Here is a 26,671-nt window from a genome sequence, read left to right on the forward strand (position 1 = left end):
GAGAAGAAATGGCTTTGACTTATGAGAATTTAAGAATAGCAGGTTATGATGTAGAAAAAATATTAGCCTGCCACATACAAGGAGAGGTAAATAACCATACCCAGCTTCAGTTAGAAGCAATCCTCAAAGAAAAGCAAAAAGATGAAGTGATTCATACGACACAAGAAGCCCATCCCATAGAAGTCTATGGGATAGAAGAAGGAGAAAAAATAACCTTATTTTACGGGGTGGTTACTGCAATTAATATTCATGTGCAGGATCAGGTGTATATCCTTCAAGTTGAGGCTAAAAGCTATACGTATTTAATGGATATTGAAAAAAAATCAAGATCATTTCAAAATCTGAAAATGACCTATCATCAAGTAATAAAAGAAATAGTGACTGCCTATTCTGATGCAAATTATAGCTTGCAAATCCCTAATGAGCCTATAGGAGAACTATTGGTTCAATACGAAGAAACCGATTGGGAATTTATTAAACGTATTGCATCCCAATGTTATGAAGGATTATACCCAGCTACAGAATATGAAGGTATTCACTTTTATGTAGGATTGCCACAAATACCAGAAAGTACCATGGACTTAAAAGAAATAAGAGTGAAAAAAGATTTAAAAGCCTATTATGAAATGAAGGCAGAAGGATTAAAAACAGTTAGACAACTAGATTATATAGTTTATTTTACAAAAACCGAAGAAGTAGCAAGATTGGGCCACTATATTGAAACAGAGGGTAGAAAACTATATGTAAAAAATTTTAAATATCAACTAGAAAAAAGTGTTCTAAAATATACTTACGAATTAGGAATGATGAATGGATTAAAGCAGAAAAAAAGATATCCAATGCATTTAATAGGTGTATCTTTAGAGGGGAAAATTTTAGAGCCACAAGGAGACAAAGTAAAAATCCACTTAAAAATAGATAAAAAACAAGATAAAGAAAAGTCCTATTGGTTTCCCTACTCAACTATGGCAGCCTCAAAGGATGGTAGTGGCTGGTATTGTATGCCAGAGGTAGGGGATACAGTAAGAGTATATTTTCCAACAAAATATACAAAGGAAGCTTTTGCTATCAGCTCTGTTAGCGTCTACGACTTACCTCAAGATGGCGTCGATCGTATGGGTAATCCAGACGTAAAATATTTACGAACAATCCATGATAAAGAAGTTAGATTAGCACCAGAGGGCATTTTGATTGCTAGTAATGGCAATCAAGCTGTTATGAAGGTTAATCGAGATGGTAGCATTTCCCTTTATGCAAACAAGAATATAAAAATAGTAGCAGAAGAAGACCTTCATATGAAGGCTACAGAAGATTTTATCATGACAGCAACCGACAAAATTGAGCTAGCCTGTGATAAAGGCGGCAAATTAGTATTAGACGAAGCAGGAAACATTGTATTAAGAGGAACAGAAGTTAAAGTAGATTAAAATTACAGCATATTTAAAAAAGAAGGAGGTACAACGTGATAAGACAAGAAGCATTAGAAACCTTTGAAAAATATAAAAATACTTTGCTACAAGATCATAAACGTAAATTTTGGGAGCATCTTCAAAAAAATATTGATCCTTTGAAAGAGGCGGTTAATGAAAGTATAAGGGAGCTAAAGGAGAAGGCACTCCATAAAAAAGACATTGCGTATTTCCAGTTTTCATTATTAAGAATAGATATGCTTACTAGAAACTATACAGTACTTTTACATGCCTATGACAATATGTGGTATTTAGATGAAGACCCAGTTAGTGTTACCCTAAAGATTAACTTTCTATTCGATACATTTAATGAAGTGTGGGATCAACTGAAAAGTGAGAGTAAACGTTATGTAGGCAAAATCAATCAATATGATGTAGAAAATACCATGTTTCAAGAAGCTATCTATTACAATGGTCTAATTGCCCACAGCCTACGTTTCATTATAAAGGATATTGAAAAGAATGAAGACTTTATGGCTATTTCTAAAGCAGACCTTTGGGTGATAAGGTGGGGAGAATATAGAGATAAAAGTGAAATTGTTATACAAAGAGATAGAAGGAAAAAAGACCAAAAAGACTGGGATAAAGCATTAAATACACTAAAGGAAAAAGAAGACCACCTTGTGGCTAGTTATTGGTATCAAGTGGATATAAAGGACGGAGAGTGCAAAGAAAGCCAGCTTTATTTTATAGGCTTTGAAAAATCACATCTTACAGATATAGACTTTACACAGGCTAGTTTACTAGGTGGACAGTTTAACGAGTGTGAAATAAAAAGGTGTCAGTTTAAAGGGGCTATCCTTAGAGAGGCGGATTTTAGAGGTAGTCATTTTGAAGAGGTGAATTTTGAAGAGGCAGATTTAACAAATGCTATCTTTTCGCAGGAGAAAGTTCCCTACTTAAACCTTTCACCAGAGCAATTACAACAGATTATAATAGAAGATCAGATGTAGAAAGGAGCTAATATGCGATATTTTATCATAAAACAAGACCAAAATTTACCCCATAGTATTAAATTAAGAGATTTTAACATGGCTGGAGCCCACAAAATTCTTTATAAAGAAGAGGCAGATCAGCTTAATGATATGTCTATGCTGTATGTGTTAGGAAATGCTGATTACATATATCCCGATTTTATAGAAAATCCTGTATATCTTATATCAGAAAGAATACAAAAAGTTTTTGATATGTATCAAGATGATTTAGTATTTAAAAAAGTTATTTTAACAAATAAAGAGGAACAGACTCAACAACTCTACTATAATCTTTTAACAGATCATGTGGAGGCTTTAAGTGAAAAAACACAATTTTATCCTGACGGTAGAGCAAAAGAACTTATTTTAGATAGCAATAAAATTAGAGAATATAAAATTTTTCAATTAGAACAAAGTCTGAGCAATTACTTAATAGTCAATTTAGATGTTGTAGAAAGTTTTTTAAGAAGAGAGGTTATAGGAATACAGTTTCGTGAATTGGAGGTAGTATAAATGAAGTCACATTTAGAACTGATGGCGGATTTAGCTTTAAAAAGTGTTTCAAATGCAATGGAAGAACTACAAGGTCCACAATATGTAGTCCATGGGGCAATTACAGCTTGTTCTTGTGGATTACGGGAAAGTCATGTAGTAATACCTGAAAGTCATGGGGTGTATATTCATGGACTACCACAGCTTACTGTAGCAGATAATGAACCAACCATCAATATTCAAACCTTTGGAGGGTGCACAAGTCCAGAAAATCGATCGGTACAGGATGCTGCAAAAGAAATTGTAAAAGAGGTACAACAACAGCCAAAGTCCTTTACAGAAAAGATAATCGGCATTTTTTTTAAACCCAAAACTGAAGCAGACGAGAGCTTTATTAGCACTTGTGCAGGACAGTGTACACCTGTTTTTGCACGACCTTGGGAAAATGGAAAAGATATTGTTGAAATAGATGGACATCCTGCACTGTTAGATACAGGTATATTAAATTGTATTTATAATGGGCAGGTCAGTATAGTACATCCAGGGCAACCTGAATAAAAAGCAAATAGCGGGGGATCGAATCATGCAATTACCATATAGAGGTTTAAAAATAGAGTTACCTATAGAAGCTTTACAAATAGAATATTTTTCCCTTCAAGAAGCTTTAAATGAACATGCTAGATTAGTATTACACTTATTAATAGAAGAAGAAAAAATATCAAAAGTAACAGAAGAAATAGATGAAAAAACCTGCATAACTGTCTATGAGCCCCATAGAGAAACAAAAAAAGACATACCGATCTTTAAGGGGAAGGTAATAAATATAGAAATGATGGAAAAAGGACAGTTGAATCATTTAGTTTTAGAATGTATTTCTTACACATACGAATGGGATTTAGAAAAGAAAAGTAGGACATTTTGTGATTTAGACCTTACCTATAAACAAGTGATTGAAAACATATTAGGAGACTACAGTAAAGGAGACTTTCAAGATACAATCACAAAAAACAAAAAAATACCACATTTTCTTCTACAATATGAAGAAACTGATTGGACATTCTTAAGAAGGTTGGCAACTCACTTTGAAACTTTTTTATTATCAGATCCAACGGAGAATTACGGAAGAGTCTACTTTGGTTTTCCTAGGTTACAGTATCAGACAGAGCTTAACCAGCAGGACTATACTATAACCAAAGACTTAGAGAAATACTATTTTTTCAATAAATTAGAAACATATTTCCCACAAGAGGCTATTACATGGAACATACAAACACCAAAAAGATTATATATAGGAGAAGAAGTTTTATTCAAAAAAATTGATACACAAGTTACAAAGGTTACTTTAAATACAGAAAGAGACGAATTGGTATATCGCTACGAACTTAGCCGATTAAAAGGAGTCCGTACACCCTATCAGAATAACCCTAACATTTATGGAATGAGCATTCCAGCAATGGTAAAAGAAAGAAAAGGCAATTGTATAAGGGTTCATTTTGCGATCGATCCAGTTTATGAATCAAAGCCACAAAATCAATATTTTACCTATGCAATAGAAAGTAGCAGCTGGTACTGTATGCCGGAAGAAGGCAGTAAAGTGCATATTTATTTTCCTGGCCACAATGAAAAAGAAGCCATAGCAGTACATGCTATCCGCAGTACAGATAGTGATGGGAAATACACAGAAAAATCTCAAAATCCTGATAATAAATCTTTTTCAAATGTAACAGGATCAGAAATGCAGCTAACGCCTTCTACAATTAGTTTTGCAGCCGATGAAGCAAAAAAAATTAGTGTTACCTTAGATCAAAATGGTAACATAGATTTATTAGGAAAAACCCTTAGTTTTAAAAGCGATAAAAGTATCACTATTGGAGAAAGAGAAGCACCCCCCGATCCAAAGCTACCCCATGTAAGGCCTAAAACAATAAATATAGCAGCAAAAGAAAGACTAACATTAGTAAGAGAAGAAGATAATAGCCAAGGATTTACTTTAGAAGAGGATAACTTAGTAATGGCAACTTTTCTTAAAAAAGAAGCCACCGATAAAAAACCATCTGTACCATCATCTGATACCTTTGATCAAAGTGCCAATGATAATGAACTAATTAAACAACATAATGCCATGGCAAAAAAGGGATTAGAAGATAAAAGAGATAAAGCACTTGGCAGTATTAAAAAAGGACTAGCTAGTATAGCGAAAGTAGCTGCTGTGGGAGTTTTAGTAGCTGCAACAGGAGGTCTTGCAGCAGGACCAATAGCAACAGTACTATTAGTAGGAGGAGCAACTGCCAAAGTTGCTATGTCCGCTAGCGATATAATAGAAGGGGTGCAGGACTACAACAAATCTCAATCAGGAGATTTAACTAAATCTTGGAATCCTGTTCGGGACGAACTCTTTGGAGGAAATGAAGAATTATATCGAGCTTTCCAAGAAGGAGTAGACCTAGTCTTTGGTATTGTTTCCAGTGTGGTATTAACGGGAAATATGGCAAACTTAGGTCAAGCTGCTAATTGTGGACAGATAAAAAAAGCGGGGATACAGCTTCTTATTCGTTCTAAAGATATGATTATAGATGATTTGATACATGATGGGAAAATAGATATAAAGAAGCTTGGCTTTAACCTAACTTTCAGCTATTTATCGGGGAAAGTGACAAGTGGAGTAAGCCAAAATCTGACAGGAAAGATTTTTGATAAAGTACCAGAATTACTAGATAGTAAGATAGGGCGGAAAGCAACAAAAATAGTTACTGAAACTGGAGTAGATACAGCAATGGAGTGGGGTATGTCACTCCTTACAGGAAGTGAATTTGATTTAGGTAAGAGTCTAAAAACTAACGCTTTTGCTAATTTTTTAGCTGAGGTTGTTGGTGATCCTATAGACACGGCAACAGGCAGTCTTATTGTTACCTCTACAGACTTTATAATGGCAGACATACAAAAACAATTTACCATTGAAAGACGATATAATTCTATAGATAATGATGTGGGTATATTAGGGAGAGGATGGAGCTTTAACTACGATAGCCGGATATTTAGAGACGAAGAGAAAGTCCACCTCCACAGTGTAACAGGCCATATGTTATGCTTTGAAAGGGTAGCGGGAGAATGGCAAAATATAGAAGGCGAAAAAACTAGATTCAACTTAAAACAAGAAACCGTACCTTATCAATGGATACTAGAAGACTGCCATACCCGACAAAAATATATCTATAATCAAACAGGGAAATTGAGCACCATTGTAAATAAAAATGGTCAAAAAACAATATTAAGCTACAATGGAGAAAAACTGGCAAAAATAAAAACTAGCTTAGGCTATGAACTTACATTTACCTTTAAAGACAACAAACTAATACAAATTACTGATGATATAGGTAGAACAATACAATATAAATATGAAGGGGAACTGCTAACCCATGTGGTCCATGTAGACACAGGAATTACCCAGTATACCTATAGCGAAGAAGGATACATAGAAACCATAAAAGACCAAAACGGAACAATCTATAGTAAAAACACCTATGATCAAGAAGGTAGGGTAATATTACAAGAACTAAGTAATGGAGATACCTACAAAGTAACCTATGACACAACAAACCGAAGAAACATATTTGAATATGGCAATAGCAAAAAAATAGAAGTCTACCATTATGATGAAAACTATATGTTAACCCAAATAGACTATGAAGACGGAAGTAATAAACAATATAAGTACGATGAATATAAAAATAGAAACTACGTAAAAAACAGATTAGGCTATATTACAGAAAGTATATACAGCCCTTATGGATACATATTACAAGAAAAACTACCAAATGGTTGCTTAACAACCTATAAATATGATGAAAACCATCAATTAATACAAAAAAAAGATAATGGAGAAAGAGAAAGTCTCTATAGCTACGATACAAAAGGAAACCTAATAGAAGAAAAACATAAAATAACCACAGGGAAATGGCAAAAATACAGCTATAAGTATGACAATAGGGGAAGACTGCTGGAAACAGAAGATAGCTTGAAATCAGTCACTAGTTATAGCTACCAAGAAGACCAAAAAGGGCCAAGTAGCGTCAAAAGTCCATTAGGGGACTATACTTATTATCAATATGACAAAGTAGGTCGAAGAATGAGTATAGAAAACCAAAACGGAATTATAGAATTTACTTATAATAACCTAAACTACATCACTCAAGAAAAAGATCCACAAGGCCATACAACCCATAGAATTTATGACAGAATGGGGAACCTAATCTCCTACTATTCAGCAAAAGCCTGGGCAAACAAAGAAAGAGGATATACCTATAAATATGATTTCCTAGACCGACTAGTAGAAGTTATAGACCCATTAGAAAACCATTTTAAACAAATAGTAGATACAGAAGGAAATATTACAAAAGCTATTCATCCCAATAGCTATAGCCACTATACAAGAGAAGGAGAAGGAACAGAATATATCTATAACCATGACAATTACTGCATTAAAAAAATAAACATAGACGGAGGAATAGAACGCTTCTACTATGACAGCGAAGGAAATCTAATAAAACACATACTACCAGAATATTACGATCCAAACAAAGACGATGGCATAGGCTACAGTTATCGCTACAACCCAATGAACCAATTGACACAAATTATTACACCAGAAGGTACACTAGAAAAAACCTATACCTACGACTATTACGGTAACATCATACAAGAAACTGATGCTGAAGGTTTTAGCATCCTTTACCAATACGACCTAAAAGGAAACCTGACAGAAAAAAGAGAACCAATCAAAAAAGAAGGAGAAAAAATCCAATACAAACTAACCGTCTATGAATATGACACAGAAGGCAATAAAATAGCAGAAAGATATGCAAAAGACTACGTAGAAGAAAAAAATTACCCAGTAAGCTACCATAGCCTAACCTTTTACTACGATAAAAACCATCGACTGATCCAGGTAAAAGATGACTACGGAGCAGAAATTAATTATAGGTACAATAGCCTAGGACAAAAAACTTACGAAGAAAGAAAAATAAATCAGCAAAGCCACCAATGCATACATTACATCTACAATAAATCGGGCTGGCTTATAGAGAAAAAAGAAGAAGTAGACAGTAGCATATTAGGAGAAAAAGAAAGAAGAGGCCTATGGGCAATTACAAAATATCAATACGACCCAAATGGCAATATAACAGAAGTTGAAACACCAAGAGGCTATAAAATAAAAAGAAAATATGATCTTTGTGATAGACTTATAGAAGAAGAAATTATAGATAAAGAAAACGGAATCAATCGAATCACTAGCTATACCTATGATGCAGTAGGAAACATTATTAAAGTAATAGAGAAGGCAAAAGGTCAGGAAGATACAGAATATGGTTATACTTACGACTTAAAAGACAGATTGACCCATATAAAAACACCAGAAGGAGGAACAATAAGATATAAATACGACAAAAATGATCGACTCATAAAAGAAATATTACCAGAAAACTATAACCCAGAAACCGACGATGGTCTAGGAACAAGCTATACCTATAATTATAAAAGATCAGTAGAAACCATAACCAATAGTCTAGGAGAAAAAACACAACAAAATATCTATGACCCAGTAGGAAACCTAAAGACACAAAAAGATGCTCTAGGAAATCCAATCAACTACACCTATACTCCAGACAACCAAATACAGTATATTACCAGTAGTCAAGAAGAAAAACCATTACAAAGCTACGACTATAATGCGAGAGGACAAATTATAGGAGTAAAAGATGGAAACCAACAACAAACCCAATATAAAGTAGATGGATGGGGAAGAATTACAGAAATAACAGGAGCAGATGGAAGTATAGAAAAATACACCTACGATTACGCTGGCAATATAACCAGCACAACGGATGGCAATGGCAACACGATTACCTACCGTTACAACAGCTATAATAAAGTAAGCGAAGTTATAGATCAAGAAGGAAAAAGCGAATATTACTACTATGATGAAGAAAAAAGACTAAAAATCCATATAGACCGTAACGGAAATAGAAAAGAAATTAGCTACAACATAGATGGTAACATAACAGAAGAAAAAATTGCAGATAAAAAAGAGAAAAGCATCATTAGAAGAACCTATACTTACGACAGTAAAGGAAGACTAGAAACAGCGAAAACAGGAGGCTTTGCCTACAAATATACTTATACCATTGAAGGTAGATTACAAAGCAAATCCACCTGTGGAAAAAAACTAATAGAATACACCTATAATAAAAATGGACAAATTGCTACAATAAAAGATATAACAGGAAAAACAACAAAATATATTTACGATCAAAATAACAGACTAAAACAAATACTAGACGAGAAAAATAACATAATAGCCCACTACAGCTACACAGCCCGTGGGGAAATAGAAAACATCACCTACAAAAACGGCTTAAAGACTAAATACAGCTATGATAAGTACTACAACATAAGTCGAATATTAACAAAAACAAGCACAGGAGAAGACCTAATAGACCAGAGCTACAAATATGACCAAAACGGCAACCGGCTAGAAAAAATAGGCCCAAAATACCAAGTGCAATACAGTTACGACCCATTAAACCGACTAAAAGAAGCCAGCTATAACGGAAGAAAAGAAAGCTATACTTACGATAAGGCGGGTAACAGAATAAGTAAAACAATGGAAAAAGAAACAGAAAAATACACTTATAATAGTAAAAATCAGATAATACAATGGCATCAAGCCTCAGGAACTACTACCTTTACATACGATGACCAAGGGAATATAATAGAAGAAAAAGGACCAAAAGGAACAACAACATATGGATACAACCCATTAAATCAACAAACAAAAGTAATAACCCATCAAGGTCATATACAAGTTAATCGATACGATGCAGAAGGCCTAAGGGCAGAAATAGAAGAGAATGAAAGGTTAACGAAGTTCATCTTTCATAAAGAAAATGTTGTAGTAGAAACAGATAAAGAAGATAATGTTGTAGCAAGGTTAATTAGGGGATATGAGGTAGTAGCAAGTGATCTTACCAATGTTTTGGAAGAAAACAAAATAGAGAAAAACACCTCAGAAAAATGCAAAATGAATTACTACTACTATAGTCAAGATGAACAAGGAAGTACCCTGTATATAACCAATGAAGAGCAGGTAATTGAAAATGCCTATACCTACGATGCATTTGGAAATATACTAACAAAACAAGAAAATATACATAACCGAATAACCTATACAGGACAACAGTACGATGCTATTACTCAGCAATATTACCTAAGAGCAAGATACTACAACCCAATTATAGGAAGATTTACCCAAGAAGACGTCTATAGAGGAGACGGACTAAACCTGTATGCCTATTGTGCTAACAACCCAGTTAATTATTATGATCCTAGTGGGTATGAAAAACTTAAGGGAGGGATATGTGACCCAAAAGAGCAGACTATGTCTAATCCTGCGAATGATAGTAATAAGGATTCGGGAGGCGCTGTTAAGGGTGGGGACGAAACACTTAATCCAAAGGATATCCACTTTATGCAGAGCTCTATAAAGAATCAGACAGGAAGTCATACTGTTTTAGATAATATTGATGCATTGAAAAATGGCACCCTTAAGCCTGAAGATCTCCCTACAATCAAGGTGTGGAAAGATGAAACTGGAAAAATATGGACATTAGATCATAGGCGACTTGCAGGTTTTAAAGGAGCTGAATTGGATAATATTCCTGTTCAATGGGCAACTCCGCAAGAAGTTGCTGACCAAATGTGGAAGATGACTACTAAAAATGGTGGAACATCAATCAAATTAAAATTGGGTAATGGACAAAGTACTACAATAAAATAAACTTTGGAGGATAGAAGATGAATGAGATTTTGAAGAATGTCAAAAATAAAGAGGATTTTATTGAATTTATCAACGTGCTTCTAAAAGATATTAACGAGAATCCAGATGATTGGGAAGATAAACATGTCTTTTCGTATCTTGAATCAATACAATCATGGGTTGAAGATATGGAAGGTTATTATAGCAACACAAAACAGGAGATTCCTAAAGATATCAACTGGAATTTTATTGCCACATTGCTCTACGTTGGGAAAATATACGAGTAACATCTGCTTGTAGCTACCCAAATAGCACCTATTGGGGATGTGGTGAAGATGGAACAGGAAAAAATATGTTGGGAAAAATATTAATGAAGACTAGAGAACTTTTACATAAAAATCAATAGTATCTTTAATAAAAGTTAAAATACTTAGTGCAATGAAGTAGACAAATTAAATACAAAATTATATAACAGTTTTTTGGGGTTGATTAATTTTGTTAGGCTGTATGTTAAAATTTTGAGGATAAGTAAACTCATAATATTAATAATGCAGTGAATAGGGTGTGCGGGGAGAAGTGTGGTAGATAAAATTTAAAAAGTAATTTAAAATTGATGAAACTAAAAATACTTTTTAAAAGATATTTACCACCTTAGCCACTTTTGACACTAATTTAAAAGAAAATATAGGTTTAACTGAAATCTCAATACTACAGCAGTGTTGAGATTTTGTGTTTTAATAGGAGGTATAAAAGGATTGAAATATTTTTTAATAGATATTGTATTAAGATACATAGGTTTTGAAAGATATAGATTATAGTTAACAACAACTCCATATTTTATTGGACAATAAATTGTGAGATAATGTTTCTATCCTCCTATATCCCGAAGGGAGAGAACAACGTAGAAACCTTCAGTGTAAAAAACTAATAAAACTGAACTAAACTCAAGAAACAACAATTTTTACATACAACGACCAAGGGGATATAATAGAAGAAAAAGGACCAAAAGGAACAACAACATATGAATATAGCCCATTAAATCAACAAACAAAGGTAATAACCCATCAAAGAAATATACAAGTTAATCGATATGATGCATAAGGACTAAGAGCAAAAATAGAAGAAAATGAAAGATTAACTAAATTCATCTTCCTTAAAGAAAATGTTCTAGTAGAGACAGATAAAGAAGATAATGTTATAGCAAGGCTGATTAGGAGATATGAGGTAGTAGCAAGTGATCTATCTATCAACCCTTCAGAGGAAAATAAAACAAATCACTATTATTATAGTCAAGATGAACAAGGAAGTACCCTGTATATAACCGATGAAAACCAAACAATAGAAAATGCCTATACCTATGATGCATTTGGAAATGTACTAACAAAACAAGAAAATATACATAACCGAATAACCTATACAGGACAACAGTACGATGCTATTACTCAGCAATACTACCTAAGAGCAAGATATTACAACCCAATTATAGGAAGATTTACCCAAGAAGACGTCTATAGAGGAGATGGACTAAATCTATATGCCTATTGTGCTAACAATCCAGTTAATTATTATGATCCTAGTGGATATAACGGATGTGAGTAAAAAGAGCAGCTGATGGATAGTGCTGGGAATGATAGTAATGTACAAAATGAGGGGACGGATGAAGCTAAATATCAAGTCGGTGCATATGAAGATATTAGAGGAGTAGAAGGTCTTGATGCACATCATGTAGGTCAAAAAGCGGCAATGAAAAATTTAGTTGAAGACTATGACCCTATGACTGCACCAGCGATAAACGTTCCTAAAGTAGGACATACAATCAAAGGAGAAAATGGTATAGTATCAAGAAGTACAAAAGGAATAACTAGTGCAAGACAATTACTTGCAAGAGATATAAAAGAATTAAGGAGGGTTTATCCAGATATTCCAAACTCAAAATTACAAGAGTTAATTGAAATGAATAAAAAATTGTATCCGGAAATGAGGAAGTAAAATGAATGAAATTTTTATCAAAAGTATTTATAAAAGTGTAGTAGAAGAAAATAAAAAGCTATATAAAAATTTATTTGATAACACCAACATAGATAAGGCAAGTGATGAATATTGGAAACAATCATTAAAATTTTATAATAGTTTATCAGAAGAAAATAAAGAGGTTTTGATTAATATTATTGAGCAAACAATGATAGATACAATCTCAAATATACTAGGTATAATTGATGGAAGTAGTACACTTAATGGATGTGCTGTTGAGCCAAAATTATTTTTAGATGATAATGATACTGATAGTGAGTTACAAGATTTATTTTTAGAATATGTAGAAGAGATTAAAGAATAAGATATATTAAATTAAAGTAGATGCAAAATAAATAAAAAATATACTGCAAAAAACTATATGTTGAAAGATACTAATAAAATCAATAAAAGTAGCAGTAAGATACAATGCATAATCTAAATAATGTAGTGAGTAGGGGGCAAGGGGAGGAAGATTGGTAGATAAATTTAAAAAGTAAATCAATGTTGATTAAACTAAAAATATTTTTAAAAAAACTATCTACATTATCCCCTTTCCCTTAAATTAAAAGAAAATATCGTTGTAACTGAAATATCGATACTGCAATAGTGTCGATATTTTCTGTTTTAATAGAAGAGGATATGGAATTAAAACTTTTTAGTAGTTCAACAGATACAAGTATCTGATAAAGAAAATCCTAACTAATCAATACTAATACCCTTAGGAGCAAGTAAAATAAGGATAAAAGGGATGTGTAACTTGATAAGCTATGAATACCTAGGCTCAATAATTCGACTTAAAATTTAATGGAATTCATAATAATATATGTGTAAGGTAAAATCTTAGAAATAGATAAATAAATTTATAAATAAAAAGGATGTAAAAAGTGGAACGTATAAATAAGATAGCTGAGTAGAGAAAAAAGGAAAGAGGAAAAAGTTTACAGGGATAGGGAGCATAAGGCTGATAAGAAAAATAAAAGATTGAAATAGATAATAAATCTATTTCAGTAAAATAAATATTATTACAACATTAAACTAATCAAGATAGATAACAAATATATCAGTAATAGATGTAACTGTAAATAAAAATACTCAAAAAATAACAAGAATACTTCATAAAGAGAAAATCTCATATATTGAAGATAAGAATGTACCAATTAGAAATACGCTAAAAATATATACAGATTAAAAGAAGTAGTTGACATTGTAATACTTGAATATCAATAGAAATTTTAGATAGATATAACATAATAGATAAGCAATCAAAGAAGATAACAGCTACACCAGAAGAAAAGAAAGCTTTACTTATAACAAAACGGCAACCAACTAACCAAAACAACAGAAAAAGAAATAGAAAAATATATTTACAACAGCAAAAATCAGATAATACAATTGTACCAAACCTAAGGAACAACAACCTTTACATACGATGCCCAAGGGAATATAATAGAACAAAAAGGGCCAAAAAGAACAACAACGTATGAATATAACCCATTAAATCAACAAACAAAAGTAATAACCCATCAAAGTCATATACAAGTTAACCGATACGATGCAGAAGGCTTAAGAGCAGAAATAGAAGAAAATGAACGCTTAACTAAATTTATATTCCACAAAGAAAATATTCTAGTAGAGACCGACCAAGAAGACAATGTTATAACAAGACTAATTAGAGGATATGAAGTAGTAGCAAGCGATCGTACTGTGATTATGGTTTCCTGCTTGCACTTCGGACAAAATAGAGGAAAGTTTTCAAGTATTGTATCTTCTCGAATTTTCAACTGCGTCTTATTTTGACAAACTGGACACATTACCCATTCATCAGTCATCAGTCATAGAGCCACCTCATTTCACTTAAATTAACTGTCTGATAGATAATACTGTAAATGGGAGATACACAAATAGCAGGCATAGTCTTTGCCATATTCCCTCGTTTTCTATAAACGCACCTAAAAATCTTGTTTTATCGGCCATTATAAAGAGGGCAAAACTTCTTACCGCAAGGAAAAAGCATAATAACGCAATTACAGCAAATGTTACATCACGCATCTTAAACAGCATACAAGAAAGAATGAGCGGCGCAAAAAGCAAAACAAAAAAGCCAATTACAGAGCCATAGCCATGAATTTTTTCCGGCATTGTCATTAATTTTTTTGTTATTCCAACAGAAAATAATCCAGACAAAATACATGCACCAATGGCATAAACTGCGAGTGATACTGTTAAACAGATAGCAAGTGTTTTCGATATAGGGGCAAATAGTATATATAGGTTTACAGCACTAAGTAAAAATAAAATCCCCGCTAACACAAGCCAAATATTATAGATAATGTGTAGAGGATAATTCTTATTACCTAATAGGCTCATTACCATTTTACTTGGATTATATCCTGTGCAAAAAGGAGCAAGAAGACAAGAAGTATCTTATTACTAAAGCGTTGAGATAGCGTTAAGTGAGAGTAAAATTTATTTATTGACCTTTTAGGTAAATGGCGGTATAATGATATTGACCTAACAGGTAAATACCAAGTTAGATTGTCAAAGGAGTATTAAATATGCCTACAAAATTATTGGATTTAGAACATCAAAGACGCGACGCTATTTTGAATGCGGCGTTGAAAGAATTTGTACTAAGAGGATTTGACAATGCTTCAACAAATGTAATTGCAAAAGAAGCAGGGATCTCTAAAGCCCTGATGTTTCATTATGTAAACAATAAACAGGAACTTTTTCTGCTTGTGTATGACTACTTCACCGAACTTCTTAATAAAGAATACTTTATGCGAATGGATTTTACCGAAAAAGACATTTTTGATAGGCTACGTCAATCGTATCTTCTTCAAATTGAATTGATAAAACAGTATCCTTGGATTTTTGAGTTTAACAAACTTTCTATTGCAACTGACTCTGAGGAAATAAACAAAGAACTTGAGGAAAGAGCTAGCAAAAAGCAATCTTCATGCGGTACTGAAATATTTGACATGATAGATGAATCTAAATTTAGAGCAGGGTTGAATATTGAAAAGTGCAAACAATTTATCTTTTGGGCTAATGTTGGATTTACTAATGAAATATTGGATGATATTAGAAATTCTGAAGCTTCAAATCTGGATTATGAGCGTATTGTTTCAACACTTGACGAATACTTTGACGAACTTAGGAAAATTTTCTATACGTCAAGCAATGAATGAGGGGTTTGGAAATGCGAGTTTCAATGTGGAATGGGAAAAAGCCCATGTCTGCGCGTATTAGTATCGTACTGGCACTTGCCTTAGTAGCACTTGTTATTTTGAATAATGTAGATAAAGAATGGGCGGATGGGAGCAATGAGATGATTGAAGCGCGTGAGCCGATAATTGTAGAGTTTCCTTTGAGGGGAGAATGGCTCTCTCCTAACACCCCAGGGACAAAAATTCCAAGCCACGGAACAGACCAGTTAGGAACAAGATATGCTTATGATTTTATACAAGTGGATTGGGCAAGAACGGGCTGGCCCGCCTATCGCGTTAGCTTGCCGCAATATCTTCTTTTTGGGGTTCTCTTAAGTGATTATTACTGTTGGGGCCAAGATGTATATGCACCTTGCGACGGGATCGTTGTCCGAGCAGAGGATGGTTATAAAGAACGAGCACGAACGAATTTGCTTTCAGATATGTCTAACGCCTATAAAAATGCTCATTATTTCGATCCAAAAAAAGATGACGTACAATCAGTTGCTGGCAACTACATCATTATGGAATGTGGCGACAATGTATATGCTGCCTTAGTCCATCTTCAAACAGGGTCTATTCAGGTTACAGTTGGTCAGAGTGTAAAAAAAGGTGAGGTTATTGGTAGAGTGGGACATTCCGGTAATTCCTTTGCCCCGCATTTGCATTTTCAGCTTATGGATAGCAGCGATATAGCTACTGCAAACGGATTGCCCTGCGCTTTTGAACAATATGAAGTATTCCAAAATGGTGAATGGCAGGAAGTAGTGAATGGTATTCCCACAGATAAAGATAGGATAAGGTTTTATGTTGAGTTACCAAAATGGTAACAAGTTATAAATTGGTAAAGTCAAGCGACTTGGGGCCAAGTTGGCCCCAAGTCCGCTACAACAAATGCCCCATGATACGGCTTCGGGAAAGAAGGTTCGTAATAAAAGGTGCGAATAAATGGAATCTTTGAATCGCTCGATATAGGTATCTCTGTCTGTCATGCGGTTCTCGCTATGTTCCTTTATTACTTATTTTATTTTCCTCCTACCCGATTATTGCTTTAGTCTTTGCCTTTGTCTTCTATAAGAATTTATTGAAAGTACTATTACTAATGCACCAGCAATTGATACAGATATTAAAAGCGCTTCAGTACCGTGATTAGCAGCCAGGTCAAATCTTCTATCTACAATGGAACGCATTGTGTTATATAGACCAAATCCAGGGACCAATGGAATAATTCCTGGGATGATATATACAGTAATAGGATTTTTATCTATAATTGCGAAGATCTCACCTATTATTGCTATTACCAGAGAAGCTACAAAAGTAGCTCCGACAATAGATCCAGATAAATTTTTAGTAAAGATATAAATAACCCAACCTAATCCACCAGCGAATCCAGATTTAATAAATGAAGACTTAGGAACATTAAACAATACTGCAAAGCCTATAGTAGAAAGATAAGCATATATAAAGTTTGTTATATATTCCATCATAATAAACTACCTCCAAGTACAATTTGCCAAAGCTTTAAAATAAAACCCACGCCAACAGCAATTGAAGTAGCAATAATTACTGCCTCTGCTGCTCTAGCAAGACCTGATACAAGATCGCCAGCAATTGAGTCCCGCACTGCATTTGTAATAGCAACTCCAGGAACCATTACCATAATAGCGCCTGTTATTACTATATCTACATCTAAATTTACATTTATTAAAGAACTAATATAAGAAAGTATAATAGCCACTAAAGCTGCTACAGAACCTCCACAAATATTTGATAAAAATGGTGGAAACTCAGTTTTTGCTAAATTAGATAAAGTATAGATTACAATACTACCAGCTATAAAAGCACCTAAGAATGCTGGTAGGTTCCCGCCGAATAGTAGTGCAAAAAACGCTCCAGATAATCCTCCACCTAGTAGGGCGTCCACATGCTGTGAGAAAGGTTTTAAATTATCAATTGCTTTTAATGTTGCCAATGCTTCATCTAGGGGCATATTGCTTTCAACAAAACGTCTTGAAAAGTTATTTACTTCAGCAACTTTATTTAAGTTAATGCCCCTAGACTTTATACGTTTAATATAGGTTACAATTTCATCCTGAGATTCTCCTTTACTGTCTACGGATACAAAAATACCTGTAGGAGTAACGTAAGCCTCTACGTATGGAAAATTTCTTGATTTACATAATCTAGTTATTGTATCCTCTACTCTATATGTTTCAGCTCCATTTTTAAGCATTATTTCTCCTGCATATAGAGCCATTATTAATGTTTTTTTGCGATTAACAGAAACCATAACGTCACCTCCAAGAGCAATATTATACCAGATTGTAATTAGAAATGTAAGGGCATTGTTGATAAATAAAAGATTATTAATTATTGTGAAAAAGGGTAGTATATAATAGTAAAATATATAGAGTAAATTAAGTATTAGAATATCTTGTAAAATATATGTAAAAAAACTATAATAGAAAGTGAAATTAAGAATATTTCAAAAACGAAAGGAGAAGGACTAATGAATTTTAACATGTTAAAGGTCAGTGATCCAGAAATTTATGAGGTAATTCAAAAAGAAACACAAAGACAAAGAAATAACATAGAATTAATTGCATCAGAGAACTTTGTTACAGAAGCAGTAATGGAAGCTATGGGAAGCCAATTAACAAATAAATATGCTGAAGGATATCCAGCAAAAAGATACTATGGTGGTTGTGAAGAAGTAGACGTTGCTGAAGATTTAGCAAGAGATAGACTAAAAAAACTATTTAATGCTGATCATGCTAACGTACAACCTCATTCAGGAGCTAATGCCAATATCGGTGTATATTTTGCTATACTAAAACCTGGTGATACAGTTTTAGGTATGAATCTATCCCATGGTGGACACTTAACTCATGGTAGTCCAGTTAATATTTCTGGTACATATTATAACTTCGTTGATTACGGAGTTGATGAAAAAACTCATTTAATTAATTATGATGAGGTAAGAAGAATTGCTAATGAAATTAAGCCAAAACTTATTGTGGCTGGCGCTAGTGCATATCCTAGAAAGATTGATTTTAAGAAATTTAGAGAGATTGCTGATGAAGTAGGAGCATATCTAATGGTAGATATGGCTCATATTGCAGGTTTAGTTGCTGCTGGATTACATGAAAATCCTTGTGAATACGCGGATTTTGTTACTACAACTACACATAAAACTTTAAGAGGCCCAAGAGGCGGAGCTATTTTATGTAAAGAGGAACATGCTAAGATGATTGATAAAGCAATTTTCCCAGGGTTACAAGGTGGTCCACTAATGCATGTTATAGCTGCCAAAGCCGTTGCTTTTAAAGAGGCATTATCTCCAGAGTTTAACGAATATCAACAACAAGTCATTAAAAATGCTAATAAACTTGCAGAAGAGTTGATGAAGAGAGGATTTAATCTTGTATCTGGTGGTACAGATAATCATTTACTATTGCTTGACTTAAGAAATAAAAATATTACTGGTAAAGATGCTGAAAAGTTATTAGACGAAGTAGGTGTTACAGTTAATAAAAATACTATACCGTACGATCCTCAAAGTCCATTTGTAACAAGTGGTGTTCGTATTGGAACTCCTGCTGTTACTACAAGAGGAATGAAAGAAGAAGATATGGCAACTATTGCAGACATTATAGGTACTATTATAGACAATCCAGAAAAAATAGACGAAGTTTCTCAAATGGTAAAAAATCTTTGCCAAAGATTTAAATTATACGAGTAAATTTTAAAAAAATTAATACTTAGACTTATTATATAACTAAGCGCAAATATATTTGCATGTACTGCAAGAATATTTGCGCTTTTTTAAAGATCATGTTATAAAAATAAAATAAATATACTGCAAGACTGTTGAAAAATGCAGATTGATGTTTTTTATTTAAAATTGGCTCGTATTTTGCATATATTTAAAGTTGACTAATAATTCGAAAAATGGAGGGATCATTTTGGAAAATATCAAAGTAATAATTTGGGGTTTTGGAGCAATGGGTAGTGGTATGGCTAAAATGTTAGTAAATAAAAAAGGTGTAGAAATTGTAGGAGTATGCGATAAAGCTGAACATAGAGTAGGAAAAGATATGTATGAAGTGATCGGTGTTAAAAGTGAAGGGGATAAGCCTGTAATTATTAAAGATAATATTGAGGAAATAGTTAAAAATACAAAAGCCGATGTTGCATTACTTGCAACTGACTCTTTTACAAGAGGTGCTTTCGATAAAATAAAATTTATTCTAGAAAATAAAATTAATGTAATATCTACAGCAGAAGAAATGGCATATCCTGAGGCACAAGAACCAGAGCTTGCCAAAGAACTAGATAGAATTGCTAAGGAAAATGGAGTAACAGTTTTAGGTACTGGTATTAATCCTGGATTTGTATTAGACTTATTGATTTTGGCATTAACGGGAACATGTGAAAATGTTGAACATATTAAAGCAGCTAGAGTAAACGACTTATCTCCGTTTGGGCATGCCGTAATGGTAGAGCAAGGTGTTGGTTTAACAGTTAAGGACTTTGAAGAAGGTGTAAAAAACGGCAAAGTAGCTGGTCATGTTGGTTTTCCAGAATCTATTAGAATGGTAGCTGATGGTATTGGTTGGGAAGTAGAAAAAATCGATCAAACAAGGGAAGCTATAGTATCAAATGTTTACCGTGAAACACCTTATGCAAAGGTAGAGCCAGGAAATGTAGCAGGATGCCGCCAATGTGGATATGCTTATGTTGATGGAGAGATGAAAATTGAAATGGAGCATCCACAACAAATTTTACCTGAAAAAGAAAACCTAGAAACAGGAGATTATATTTGGATTAAAGGTACACCTAATATATCTATGGAAATTAAACCAGAAATTCCTGGTGGTATTGGTACTATATCTATGTGCGTAAATATGATTCCGCATGTAATCAATGCAAGACCTGGACTCAAAACAATGTTAGATTTACCTGTTCCAAGAGCTATAATGGGTGACATGAGAGATATTATAGAAAGGTAGGAGTTTTTTTATGGTAGTAAAAAAAGGAGCTTGGGTAAGAATACACTATATTGTTCTTATGCCTAATGATAGAGCAACAAACTTACCTGAAGATACAAAAGAAGTACCACTAGAAATGTGGACCAAGGGTTTTTTAATGGAAGATGGAGAAATAGGAAAAACAGTAGAAATTAAAACTATAACAGGTCGTTACGTTAAAGGTACTTTAATAGAAGTAAATCCACACTATGACCATGATTTTGGGAAGTTTGTACCTGAAATTCTGCAAATTGGACTCCAATTAAAAGAAGTACTTTGGGGAGGTGCAGATAATGAATAAAGATATGAGTTACGAAGCAGTTATGTCGAGACGTAGTGAAATTATGAAAAAATCTGTAGGGATAGATTATGCTACTTTTGAATCTGGCGGAATAGCCTTTGATTATGAGAAAATGATGAAAGAGACAGGATATACTCTTGAAGAGATGCAAGAGATTCAAGGAAGCACTGGAGTAGGTAATACCCCTTTACTAGAACTTAAAAATTTAACAGCTCTTGCTAGAAAATTTGCTCCTAAAGGAAATGGTGCAAGAATTTTTATTAAAGATGAAGCTTCTAATCCTTCAGGTAGCTTTAAAGCTAGAAGAGCAGCTAATGCTGTATATCATGCTAAAAAATTAGGATACAAGGGTGTAATCGCGGCAACCAGCGGTAATTATGGTGCTGCAGTTGCAAGTCAAGCTGCAATGCATGGCTTAAAATGTATTATAGTTCAAGAGTGTTATGATAGCACCGGGAAAGGGCAACCTGAAATTATTGAAAAAGCAAGAAAATGTGAAGCATATGGAGCAGAAGTAGTACAGCTGACTGTAGGTCCAGAACTTTTTTATACATTCTTAAAACTGCTTGAAGAAACAGGTTATTTTAATGCATCATTATACACTCCTTTTGGAATTGCAGGAGTAGAAACTTTAGGATATGAACTAGCAATGCAGTTTAGAGAAAGAGAAGGACGTGACCCTGATGTGGTAGTTTGTACTAACGCTGGGGGCGGAAACTTAACTGGTACTGCAAGAGGATTAATAAAGGCAGGAGCTGAAAAAACACAAGTAGTGGGAGCTAGTGTTAATTTGAAAGGGCTTCATATGGCCAGTGATCAGTTATTTAATAAAAAATCTTTTACAACTGGTCATACAGGCTTTGGAATACCTTTTTCAACATGGCCGGATCGTTCTGATGTTCCTCGTTCTGCTGCAAGACCTTTAAGATATATGGATAGATACGTTCTTGTAAACCAAGGAGAAGTATTCTACATGACAGAAGCATTAGCACAATTAGAGGGACTCGAGAGAGGGCCAGCAGGTAACACTTCTTTAGCCGCTGCATTTAGTCTAGCCCAAGAGCTAAAAGAAGATCAAATTATTGTAGTACAAGAAACTGAATATACTGGAGCTGGAAAACATATTCAGCCACAATTATCATTTGCAAGAGAAAATGGAATAGAGATTTTCTTTGGCAACCCACAAGATGAGGTACAAGGTAAGAATATAATTTTACCATCTCATCCATCACAAATTAAAGCTAATGAAATTGATTTAAATAAACTAAGAACTTCTTATATTAGAAATTGTATAGATCAAAAGCAAGTTAAAGAAATTAGCGGTGAAGATGTTAAATTCATTATGGAAGATTGTAAGGCTTCCAAAGAGTTTGTAGAAAAGACACTTAATAATCTTGGAGTAAATATAAAAGAGTAGTTAAATTTTGGAGGTGCAATAATTAATGAAAAGAGCTGATGATTTTAAGGTGCGTAGTGCACATTTAAAAGATTTAACAGATGAACAACTAGAGCAAAAATTTTGGCAGTTAGCAGAACAAATAGTAGATCCATTAATCGACCTTGCTACAAAGAACACATCCCCATCAATTGAAAGATCTGTTTTACTAAGAATGGGATTTTCAAGTATAGAAGCCAAAGCTATTGTTGAAGGAGTTATAGACAGAGGACTAATGGGAAAAGGTGCAGGACATGTTGTATATAAAGTAGCAAAAGATAAAAATATAGATGTAAGAGAAGCTGGTCTTGCTTTAGCAGAAGGTAAGTACTGGGATGATGCTGTTAATCTTTTTAAAGGAGGGGATAAATAATGGAGTTAAAGCCAAATGAAAAATTAGATGTTAAAAATATACTTAAAGATTTAGATAAATATACACCTAAAAGACGTGGATGGGTTTGGAGAAAAAAAGAAAAAGATTTAAAAATGGGTCCTTTCACATTCAATGATGCATCTACTCCATTAAAAAACAGTATTCCCCTTCCATCAGCAAAATACTTTGGAGATATAGATCCTCAACCAAATAATGTTATTACAACTGAAATTGCTTCAGGAAGATTTGAAGACGATATAAGAAGAATGAGAATGGCGGCTTGGCATGGAGCAGATCATATAATGGTAATTAGAACTGCCGGACAAAGTCACTTCGATGGATTAGTTGAAGGAACACCTCAAGGTATTGGTGGTATTCCAATTACTAGAAAACAAGTTAGAGCTCAAAGAAAGGCATTGGATTTTATTGAAGAAGAAGTTGGAAGACCGATTAATTATCATTCATATATTAGTGGTGTAGCGGGACCTGAAATTGCTGTTATGTTTGCAGAAGAAGGAGTAAATGGTGCTCACCAGGACCCTCAATACAACGTGCTTTACAGAAATGTTAACATGATAAGATCTTTTGTTGATGCTGCTGAAGCTAAGAGGTTAATGGTTTGGGCCGATATTGCACAAATTGACGGCGCTCACAATGCTAACGCTACAGCAAGAGAAGCTTGGAAGGTTATGCCAGAGTTAATGGTTCAACACGCATTAAACTCTATGTACTCTGCAAAGGTAGGAATGAAAAAAGAAAATATTTGTCTATCTACAGTACCACCTACTGCACCTCCAGCAAACTGTTTAAAATTAGACCTACCTTATGCTGTTGCATTAAGGGAAGTATTTAAAGATTATAAAATGAGAGCTCAAATGAATACAAAGTATATGGAATCTTCTACAAGAGAAGCTACAGTAACCCATGTACTTAACCTTTTAATTTCAAGACTTACAAGAGCTGAAATTCAATCTACAATCACTCCTGATGAAGGTAGAAATGTTCCATGGCATATTTACAATATGGAAGCAATAGATACGGCTAAACAAGCATTAGTTGGTATGGATGGACTAATGGAAATGATTGAATTAAAAGATGAAGGTTTCTTACGAGATAAAGTTAGGGAGCTAAAGGAAAGAGCAGTTCTATTTATGGAAGAAGTATTAGAAGTAGGTGGATTCTTTAAAGCTGTTGAAGAAGGCTTCTTCGTAGATTCTGGTCAATATCCAGAGAGAAATGGAGATGGAATAGCTAGAAAGATCGATGGAGGAGTTGGTGCTGGTACAGTATTTGAAAGAGATGAAGATTACTTTGCTCCAGTTACAGCTCACTTTGGATATAATAATGTGGAGCAATACAGTGGAGATAAAGAAGATCCATCTAAATTAATAGGTGGAAGTACCTTAGAAGTACCTGAAAAAATTGTATATATAGATGAACTGGATGAGACAGACAATGTTAATGTTAGATTAGAAGAAATTAAAGCATTAAGAGAGACAACTGAAATTAAACCAGAAGTAGAGTGGGCAGGGGATGGCTATATTATGATGAACCTATTTATGCCTACTACTAGAAGAGTTGCTGAGTTTGCTGCTATTGAAATGGCTAAAAAAATGGGACTTGAAGATGTAGAAGTTATTCATAAAGAGGTTATGCATCCAGCAGAAGGAACAAGGATAGAACTAAAGGGTAGAGTACCATTTACTATTGATACAGCTTCTTTAGTTATTCCTCCAGAGCCAGAAATTATGTCAGATGAACAAATAAGAGAAAATATAGAAAAGAAACCTATGAAAATAGTTGCAGGAACAGTAGGGGAAGATGAGCACTCTGTAGGGCTTAGAGAAATAATAGATATTAAACATGGTGGTATCGAAAAATATGGTATTGAATGTGAATATCTTGGAACTTCTGTCCCAATTGAAAAACTAGTAGATGCTGCTATAGAATTAAATGCAGATGCCATTTTAGCTTCAACTATAATTAGTCATGATGAAATTCACTATAAAAACATGAGACGTATTCATGAACTATGCATAGAAAAAGGAATCCGTGATAGAATAATGATACTTTGTGGGGGTACTCAAGTTACTCCAGAGCTTGCTGTAAAACAAGGTGTAGATGCTGGATTTGGAAGGGGTTCAAAAGGCATTCATGTTGCTACATTCTTGGTAAAGAAAAGAAGTGAGATGGAAAATGAAGATTAATGTATTAGTAGCTGAAATAGGTAGTACTACTACTGTTGTTAATGGATTTGAAAATATAAATACACCCTGTCCAAGGTTTGTTGGGCAGGGTCAAGCTCCAACTTCAGTTTTAGAAGGAGATGTTAATATTGGTCTTCAGGAAGCCATTGAAGACTTAAGAAAAAACTTAAATGTAGATAATATTGAATATGATGAAATGTTAGCTACTAGCAGTGCAGCTGGCGGATTAAAGATGACTGTCCATGGATTAGTTTATGACATGACTGTTCGTGCTGCAAGGGAAGCTGCATTAGGTGCAGGTGCTAATATTCATTTGGTCACCGGAGGAAAGTTAAAAAGAACGGATCTAAAAAAAATAAAAGAAGTTAACCCAAATATTATTCTAATTGCTGGTGGCGTAGATTACGGAGAAAGAGATACAGCTCTTTATAATGCAGAATTAATTGCAGATCTAGATTTGGATGTGCCAGTAATATATGCAGGCAATATAGAAAATCAAGAAGAGATAAAAGAAATTTTTTCAGATAAAAAAAATAAGTTGTATATAGTTGAAAATGTATATCCTAAAATTGATCAATTGAATATTGAACCTACAAGAAGGGCCATACAAGATGTATTTGAGGAGCATATTGTTCATGCACCTGGAATGCAGAAGGTAAGAAGTATGATAACAGGACCTATAATTCCGACTCCAGGGGCAGTAATGGAAGCATCTATGCTGTTTAAAGAAAACTTAGGGGACTCAATTACTTTTGATGTTGGCGGTGCTACTACAGATCTACACTCCGTAACTGAGGGAAGCGAGGAAATAAACCGTATTTTGCTTAGTCCAGAACCAATTGCCAAAAGAACGGTTGAAGGTGATCTAGGAGTTTACGTAAATATGGCCAATATTGTAGAAAAGATTGGAAAAGATAAGCTATCTAAAGAATTAGGAATTGATATAGAAAAACTAGTAATAGATAAAAAACCCATTCCTAGAACGGCTGATGAAATTAAATTTGTTGAAAGATTAACTTTAGAAGCGGTATTAGTTGCGCTAGAAAGACATGTAGGAAAGCTGAGAAACTTATATGGACCAGGTGGAAAAACCACTGTAGCAGAGGGAAAAGATCTTTCAAATGTAAGGTGTGTTGTAGGAACTGGTGGTGCTTTAACCCGATTACCAAATGGAATAAACATATTAAAAGAAGCTATTAGAAGAAACAGTTCTCAACTGTTATTACCCAAAGAAGAGGTTGACATTTTTATAGATAACCATTATATTATGGCCTCCTTAGGTGTGCTTTCAAAACGATATCCAGGTGCAGCTCTTTGCTTAATGAAGCAAAGTATGGATATTAAATAGGAGTGAT

The 26,671-nt window shown here is 33.8% G+C and carries 21 protein-coding genes and 1 pseudogene; 18 read left to right on the forward strand and 4 right to left on the reverse strand.

Annotation, left to right across the window (positions count from 1 at the left end; translation table 11 throughout):
- Nucleotides 1–8 precede the first annotated feature (8 nt).
- The 9 genes from KQI88_RS15660 to KQI88_RS15700 all read left to right on the forward strand — a co-directional run bounded on the left by KQI88_RS15660 (nt 9) and on the right by KQI88_RS15700 (nt 13,083).
- Nucleotides 9–1,427, forward strand: a complete 1,419-nt coding sequence (locus KQI88_RS15660; RefSeq protein WP_216418921.1) for a contractile injection system protein, VgrG/Pvc8 family — start codon at nt 9–11, stop codon at nt 1,425–1,427.
- Nucleotides 1,428–1,462: 35 nt separating this feature from the next.
- The gene (locus tag KQI88_RS18525) at nt 1,463–2,422 is read left to right on the forward strand and encodes a pentapeptide repeat-containing protein (protein ID WP_216418923.1); all 960 of its coding nucleotides are present in this window, start codon (nt 1,463–1,465) and stop codon (nt 2,420–2,422) included.
- A 12-nt stretch (nt 2,423–2,434) separates the two neighbouring features.
- Nucleotides 2,435–2,956 carry a hypothetical protein gene (locus tag KQI88_RS15670; protein WP_216418925.1) on the forward strand — a complete coding sequence of 174 codons (522 nt, stop codon included), beginning with the start codon at nt 2,435–2,437 and terminating at the stop codon, nt 2,954–2,956.
- Complete coding sequence (locus KQI88_RS15675; protein WP_216418928.1) at nt 2,957–3,493, forward strand: DUF4280 domain-containing protein; 537 nt, start codon at nt 2,957–2,959, stop codon at nt 3,491–3,493.
- Nucleotides 3,494–3,518: 25 nt separating this feature from the next.
- Entirely contained in the window at nt 3,519–10,769 is a 7,251-nt protein-coding gene (locus tag KQI88_RS15680; RefSeq protein WP_216418930.1) for an RHS repeat-associated core domain-containing protein, read from the forward strand.
- Between the two features lie 17 nt (nt 10,770–10,786).
- Nucleotides 10,787–11,035, forward strand: a complete 249-nt coding sequence (locus tag KQI88_RS15685) for a DUF7660 family protein (RefSeq protein WP_216418932.1) — start codon at nt 10,787–10,789, stop codon at nt 11,033–11,035.
- Between the two features lie 1,051 nt (nt 11,036–12,086).
- On the forward strand, nt 12,087–12,347 hold the full coding sequence (locus KQI88_RS18710) for an RHS repeat-associated core domain-containing protein (protein ID WP_408629729.1): 261 nt from the start codon (nt 12,087–12,089) through the stop codon (nt 12,345–12,347).
- Nucleotides 12,348–12,359: 12 nt separating this feature from the next.
- The gene (locus tag KQI88_RS15695; RefSeq protein WP_216418934.1) at nt 12,360–12,737 is read left to right on the forward strand and encodes a hypothetical protein; all 378 of its coding nucleotides are present in this window, start codon (nt 12,360–12,362) and stop codon (nt 12,735–12,737) included.
- A gap of 1 nt (nt 12,738) precedes the next feature.
- Entirely contained in the window at nt 12,739–13,083 is a 345-nt protein-coding gene (locus tag KQI88_RS15700; RefSeq protein ID WP_216418936.1) for a hypothetical protein, read from the forward strand.
- Between the two features lie 1,207 nt (nt 13,084–14,290).
- Here the strand turns inward: KQI88_RS15700 and KQI88_RS18770 are convergent.
- Both KQI88_RS18770 and KQI88_RS15710 read right to left on the reverse strand, forming a co-directional pair.
- Nucleotides 14,291–14,590: a cysteine-rich KTR domain-containing protein gene (locus KQI88_RS18770; RefSeq protein ID WP_456298291.1), complete on the reverse strand. Its 300-nt coding sequence runs from the start codon at nt 14,588–14,590 to the stop codon at nt 14,291–14,293.
- A 25-nt stretch (nt 14,591–14,615) separates the two neighbouring features.
- Nucleotides 14,616–15,143, reverse strand: a pseudogene (locus tag KQI88_RS15710) (DUF998 domain-containing protein); the annotation flags it as partial.
- Between the two features lie 173 nt (nt 15,144–15,316).
- Here KQI88_RS15710 and KQI88_RS15715 point away from each other — a divergent pair.
- Nucleotides 15,317–15,952 (forward strand): TetR/AcrR family transcriptional regulator, encoded by a 636-nt coding sequence (locus KQI88_RS15715; RefSeq protein ID WP_216418940.1) that lies wholly within the window; start codon nt 15,317–15,319, stop codon nt 15,950–15,952.
- Between the two features lie 11 nt (nt 15,953–15,963).
- Nucleotides 15,964–16,800 carry a M23 family metallopeptidase gene (locus KQI88_RS15720; protein WP_246579336.1) on the forward strand — a complete coding sequence of 279 codons (837 nt, stop codon included), beginning with the start codon at nt 15,964–15,966 and terminating at the stop codon, nt 16,798–16,800.
- 213 nt (nt 16,801–17,013) lie between these two features.
- Here the strand turns inward: KQI88_RS15720 and KQI88_RS15725 are convergent, their stop codons facing one another.
- Complete coding sequence (locus tag KQI88_RS15725; protein WP_246579337.1) at nt 17,014–17,457, reverse strand: threonine/serine exporter family protein; 444 nt, start codon at nt 17,455–17,457, stop codon at nt 17,014–17,016.
- Entirely contained in the window at nt 17,454–18,260 is an 807-nt protein-coding gene (locus KQI88_RS15730; RefSeq protein WP_216418942.1) for a threonine/serine exporter family protein, read from the reverse strand. The genes KQI88_RS15725 and KQI88_RS15730 overlap by 4 nt, the downstream gene beginning before the upstream one ends.
- Before the next feature lie 219 nt (nt 18,261–18,479).
- On the opposite strand from KQI88_RS15730, the gene KQI88_RS15735 reads away from it, so the two are divergent.
- The 7 genes from KQI88_RS15735 to KQI88_RS15765 all read left to right on the forward strand — a co-directional run bounded on the left by KQI88_RS15735 (nt 18,480) and on the right by KQI88_RS15765 (nt 26,664).
- Nucleotides 18,480–19,712, forward strand: a complete 1,233-nt coding sequence (locus KQI88_RS15735; RefSeq protein WP_216418944.1) for a serine hydroxymethyltransferase — start codon at nt 18,480–18,482, stop codon at nt 19,710–19,712.
- 223 nt (nt 19,713–19,935) lie between these two features.
- A complete protein-coding gene (ord, locus tag KQI88_RS15740; protein ID WP_216418946.1) occupies nt 19,936–20,982 on the forward strand; it encodes a 2,4-diaminopentanoate dehydrogenase in 1,047 nt (348 codons plus the stop codon).
- A 10-nt stretch (nt 20,983–20,992) separates the two neighbouring features.
- Nucleotides 20,993–21,301 carry a 2-amino-4-oxopentanoate thiolase subunit OrtA gene (gene ortA, locus KQI88_RS15745; RefSeq protein ID WP_216418948.1) on the forward strand — a complete coding sequence of 103 codons (309 nt, stop codon included), beginning with the start codon at nt 20,993–20,995 and terminating at the stop codon, nt 21,299–21,301.
- On the forward strand, nt 21,294–22,718 hold the full coding sequence (ortB, locus tag KQI88_RS15750; RefSeq protein ID WP_216418950.1) for a 2-amino-4-oxopentanoate thiolase subunit OrtB: 1,425 nt from the start codon (nt 21,294–21,296) through the stop codon (nt 22,716–22,718). The genes ortA and ortB overlap by 8 nt, the downstream gene beginning before the upstream one ends.
- A gap of 25 nt (nt 22,719–22,743) precedes the next feature.
- Nucleotides 22,744–23,109: an ornithine aminomutase subunit alpha gene (locus tag KQI88_RS15755; protein ID WP_216418952.1), complete on the forward strand. Its 366-nt coding sequence runs from the start codon at nt 22,744–22,746 to the stop codon at nt 23,107–23,109.
- Nucleotides 23,109–25,316 (forward strand): D-ornithine 4,5-aminomutase subunit OraE, encoded by a 2,208-nt coding sequence (oraE, locus tag KQI88_RS15760; RefSeq protein WP_216418954.1) that lies wholly within the window; start codon nt 23,109–23,111, stop codon nt 25,314–25,316. Before KQI88_RS15755 ends, oraE begins: the two co-directional genes overlap by 1 nt.
- Nucleotides 25,306–26,664, forward strand: a complete 1,359-nt coding sequence (locus KQI88_RS15765; RefSeq protein ID WP_216418955.1) for a GlmL-related ornithine degradation protein — start codon at nt 25,306–25,308, stop codon at nt 26,662–26,664. The genes oraE and KQI88_RS15765 overlap by 11 nt, the downstream gene beginning before the upstream one ends.
- Nucleotides 26,665–26,671: the final 7 nt, after the last annotated feature.

This window comes from Alkaliphilus flagellatus, from assembly GCF_018919215.1.
GTDB lineage: Bacteria > Bacillota > Clostridia > Peptostreptococcales > Natronincolaceae > Alkaliphilus_B > Alkaliphilus_B flagellatus.

What these genes read in the sequence shown, in the direction of transcription:
- KQI88_RS15675 (WP_216418928.1), top strand. Translation starts at nt 2,957, where the DNA reads ATGAAGTCACATTTAGAACTGATGGCGGATTTAGCTTTAAAAAGTGTT.
- KQI88_RS15685 (WP_216418932.1), top strand. Translation starts at nt 10,787, where the DNA reads ATGAATGAGATTTTGAAGAATGTCAAAAATAAAGAGGATTTTATTGAA.
- KQI88_RS15725 (WP_246579337.1), bottom strand. Translation starts at nt 17,457, where the DNA reads ATGATGGAATATATAACAAACTTTATATATGCTTATCTTTCTACTATA.
- KQI88_RS15765 (WP_216418955.1), top strand. Translation starts at nt 25,306, where the DNA reads ATGAAGATTAATGTATTAGTAGCTGAAATAGGTAGTACTACTACTGTT.
- KQI88_RS15700 (WP_216418936.1), top strand. Translation starts at nt 12,739, where the DNA reads ATGAATGAAATTTTTATCAAAAGTATTTATAAAAGTGTAGTAGAAGAA.
- KQI88_RS15660 (WP_216418921.1), top strand. Translation starts at nt 9, where the DNA reads ATGGCTTTGACTTATGAGAATTTAAGAATAGCAGGTTATGATGTAGAA.
- KQI88_RS15755 (WP_216418952.1), top strand. Translation starts at nt 22,744, where the DNA reads ATGAAAAGAGCTGATGATTTTAAGGTGCGTAGTGCACATTTAAAAGAT.
- KQI88_RS18770 (WP_456298291.1), bottom strand. Translation starts at nt 14,590, where the DNA reads ATGACTGATGAATGGGTAATGTGTCCAGTTTGTCAAAATAAGACGCAG.
- KQI88_RS15680 (WP_216418930.1), top strand. Translation starts at nt 3,519, where the DNA reads ATGCAATTACCATATAGAGGTTTAAAAATAGAGTTACCTATAGAAGCT.
- KQI88_RS15715 (WP_216418940.1), top strand. Translation starts at nt 15,317, where the DNA reads ATGCCTACAAAATTATTGGATTTAGAACATCAAAGACGCGACGCTATT.
- KQI88_RS15695 (WP_216418934.1), top strand. Translation starts at nt 12,360, where the DNA reads ATGGATAGTGCTGGGAATGATAGTAATGTACAAAATGAGGGGACGGAT.
- ortA (WP_216418948.1), top strand. Translation starts at nt 20,993, where the DNA reads ATGGTAGTAAAAAAAGGAGCTTGGGTAAGAATACACTATATTGTTCTT.
- KQI88_RS15735 (WP_216418944.1), top strand. Translation starts at nt 18,480, where the DNA reads ATGAATTTTAACATGTTAAAGGTCAGTGATCCAGAAATTTATGAGGTA.
- KQI88_RS15720 (WP_246579336.1), top strand. Translation starts at nt 15,964, where the DNA reads ATGCGAGTTTCAATGTGGAATGGGAAAAAGCCCATGTCTGCGCGTATT.
- ortB (WP_216418950.1), top strand. Translation starts at nt 21,294, where the DNA reads ATGAATAAAGATATGAGTTACGAAGCAGTTATGTCGAGACGTAGTGAA.
- KQI88_RS15670 (WP_216418925.1), top strand. Translation starts at nt 2,435, where the DNA reads ATGCGATATTTTATCATAAAACAAGACCAAAATTTACCCCATAGTATT.
- KQI88_RS15730 (WP_216418942.1), bottom strand. Translation starts at nt 18,260, where the DNA reads ATGGTTTCTGTTAATCGCAAAAAAACATTAATAATGGCTCTATATGCA.
- oraE (WP_216418954.1), top strand. Translation starts at nt 23,109, where the DNA reads ATGGAGTTAAAGCCAAATGAAAAATTAGATGTTAAAAATATACTTAAA.